The organism is Castellaniella sp., from assembly GCF_036379515.1.
GTDB lineage: Bacteria > Pseudomonadota > Gammaproteobacteria > Burkholderiales > Burkholderiaceae_B > Castellaniella.
The window spans coordinates 1-2,797 of the sequence record NZ_DASVGN010000040.1 but is presented as its reverse complement, the minus strand read 5'-3'; the positions used below and the strand labels follow the sequence as shown (position 1 = coordinate 2,797).

Sequence of the window (2,797 nt, the reverse complement as noted above, 5' to 3'; positions counted from 1 at the left end):
CGCCGGCGCCGCTGTTGATTGACCTCTGCGACGTTCGGCTACGGATTGCGGTGCTGCGGCACCGTATCGCCGAAGAGCCACGGTTTTCTCCTGCCGGAAGCAAATTCTGCGACGGCCCGGTACTGGCGCAAGCGGCGCCCGACACAGATGCGGTGGCTCCCCCCGACACGTCATGACAGGTTTTCGCAATGTCCGCTATCGGCCAACTCCAGACATTCGCCTGATCAAATTGATTGTCGTAAAGCGGACGGTCACGGACGTCGCTTGGGGTCAGCTTCGGGCCAGGTAGCGGACGCCTGTCCTACCTCAGATAACACCTACTGATCGCCCAACCCTCTTCTTGAGAAAACTCTCATGCCGACCGTTCGCGGGCACCGGGCTCGATCTAAGGCATCATGATGACGATTCAAGAACCTCTCCAAGCGCTGCCATGGCCACTATCTCTCAACTCATTCCAGACCCAGTCACCATTACCGAGTTGCCGCCCAGCGTCTTAGGCGGCTATTTGCTGGAAGTACTGACTGGGCCGCACGCTCAGAACAACCATGGCATGGTCCATTTGGGCAATTACGTAAACGAAGTTGGTCGAGAATACGATTGGCAAGGCAACGTACACCGACGCCACGAAGCCGAAATAGCTATCTCTGCGGCATGGACATGGCTTCGGGTAAACGGGCTCATCTGCCAGGATCCAGGCTCAAATCCCACCTGGGATTGGGTTACCAAACTTGGTCGGGAGGTAGCCGACCGAGCTGGCGTCGAGGCAATGCTCAGCAACCAAGAACTGCCTGCAGAAATGTTGCACGCGACTCTCCACCCGGATGCCCGCCCCTTCTTCCTACAAGGTCGATTTGAAACGGCTGTGTTTGAGTCATTTAAGGCCCTGGAAGTGAGCGTTCGGGAAGCCGGTGGTTACGGGGCGGACGTCATAGGCACGAAACTTATGAGCGCCGCATTTCACCCAGAGAACGGCCCGCTGACGGACATGACGCTTGAGGCTGGTGAAAGGGTGGCGTTGCAGCAGCTCATGGTCGGTGCCATCGGCAGCTACAAGAACCCGTCGTCCCACCGCAAAGTAGCGATTGCGGCGCCCGAAGCGCGAGAAATGATCATCCTCGCCTCGCATCTCTTGAAAGTTGTAGACGCCCGCAGACCGGCATAGTTGATCCGGGTCAGCCGCGCACAATTCGTGTACAGCGGCCTGAGCCTAGCCACGATAACACCTACTAATCACCCTGCACGGACTCATTTTTCTGCCGATCAGATACTTCGCCTGCGCGCGTTTCGATACGCGTCGCGGAGAGGTTCGGTCTGTGGCCGGACCTTGAGGTGTTGCTCCCTTACTGCGGCGCCGACGCGTGCTGGCCGCACGCACAATGATCCGGGTGCAGTTTGGCCAGCACCTTGGCGTGACGGAGCACCTCAGGGGCCTCCAGCGGCCCGCCATGACCCATGTGGAAGCGCTTGGCACCGCTGTTGACGAGCCGCTCGAGCTCGCGGGCGACAGTCTGCGGGTCGTCCTCGAACGGTGGGCGGATCGCACGGCCATTGAAGGCAATGCCGCCGATCAGGATGCCGGAAGCAATCAGGTCGCCGACCAGCGCATCATGCGAGGCCAGTTCGATACCTATCGAGCCCGGCGTGTGACCGGCGGTGTGGTGCACGATGCCGTCGACGCCGAAGTCCTTCAGCGAGATGGTCTCGGCATCTTTCATCAGCAGATCAGGCGCAAAGCCCACGTAGGACTCGTGCGGCACCGGCGTCTTGACGAAAAGCCTGCCCACCCAGCTGGTGGTGCAGTAGGTCATCGGCAGCTTGCGGCTGTAGTAATCGGTGTCGTCCTTGTGCGCCAGGATCGGTGCGCCAGACAGTTCGCGAATGCGTGCGGCGCTGCCGGCATGATCGGTATGCGCATGGGTCACCACGATCAGCTTGATGTCCTTGAAGGTCAGCCCATGTTTGCGCAGCACGCGTTCGACCTTACGTTCGGAGCCGGGAATGCCGGTGTCGACGAGGATGCAGCCGTCGTCGGTTTTGATCAGGTGAGCGTTGACCATGTTGAACGGCAAGATGGGGATCTGGATGATTTCTTGGCTATCCATGGACGTGTCCTCGTTGAATGAAGGGTGTTGAAATGAGCCGCTCCGGCGGCAGTTTCTTTGTGCGATGTGCGGCGCGATTACGGACGCCGGGGTGCGGTCGTACTGGCCGTCAGGCGCGCCATGCCGCAATCACCGCAGCGGGTCAAAGCAACCTCTTGCCGGGCCTCTGGCAGTGCGAAGAACCCGCCCCTGGTCTGTGCCAGCACAAAGGCCTTGATCACGTTGGCCAGATCGGCCGGCGCCTCCAGCGGCAACAGGTGCCCGACACCCGGGAGCACGACCAGCTTGGCCTGGGGAATGCGCGGCAGCACTTCGCGACGCAGTACCTCGGGCGGGTCGACCCGATCGTGCTCACCGGAAATCACGATCACCGGCACATCGATCAACGGAACCACCGCTGTAATGTCTTCCTGGCTGGTCGCCAGTGGCCAGGTCGCTTTGGCTGAGCTGGCACCGGCCAGACTGTCCGCGATGACCGTGTCCAGATCACCGTCAGACAAGCCGTCGGGTGCAAGCACTTGCTGCAAGGTGGCGACGATGCTTTCGCGCGAGTCGTAGGCATGCACCATGCCCTGGCGAGCGTCGAGCGGAAGCGCCAACGGCGTCGGCGGTGCGGGCGCCACTAGCACCAGACCCCGAAGCCCGCGCGGACGCTGCGATGCCGCAAGCTGTGCAGCCTTACCGCCCATCGAATG

At 61.1% G+C, this 2,797-nt stretch carries 3 protein-coding genes; 1 reads left to right on the top strand and 2 read right to left on the bottom strand.

The annotated features are described in order from the left end of the window. The first annotated feature begins 430 nt into the window (after positions 1–430). Positions 431–1,162 (top strand): TIGR02391 family protein, encoded by a 732-nt coding sequence (locus VF285_RS14385; protein ID WP_346953333.1) that lies wholly within the window; start codon positions 431–433, stop codon positions 1,160–1,162. A 178-nt stretch (positions 1,163–1,340) separates the two neighbouring features. Here VF285_RS14385 and VF285_RS14380 read toward each other — a convergent pair whose 3' ends face one another. After that, positions 1,341–2,102 carry an MBL fold metallo-hydrolase gene (locus VF285_RS14380; RefSeq protein WP_346953332.1) on the bottom strand — a complete coding sequence of 254 codons (762 nt, stop codon included), beginning with the start codon at positions 2,100–2,102 and terminating at the stop codon, positions 1,341–1,343. Positions 2,103–2,179: 77 nt separating this feature from the next. Further along, the coding region (locus VF285_RS14375; RefSeq protein WP_346953331.1) for an alpha/beta hydrolase at positions 2,180–2,797 on the bottom strand (618 nt) is incomplete at its 5' end.

Excerpts from the sequence above, each read along its gene's own strand:
- VF285_RS14380 (WP_346953332.1), bottom strand. The coding sequence starts at position 2,102 with ATGGATAGCCAAGAAATCATCCAGATCCCCATCTTGCCGTTCAACATG.
- VF285_RS14385 (WP_346953333.1), top strand. The coding sequence starts at position 431 with ATGGCCACTATCTCTCAACTCATTCCAGACCCAGTCACCATTACCGAG.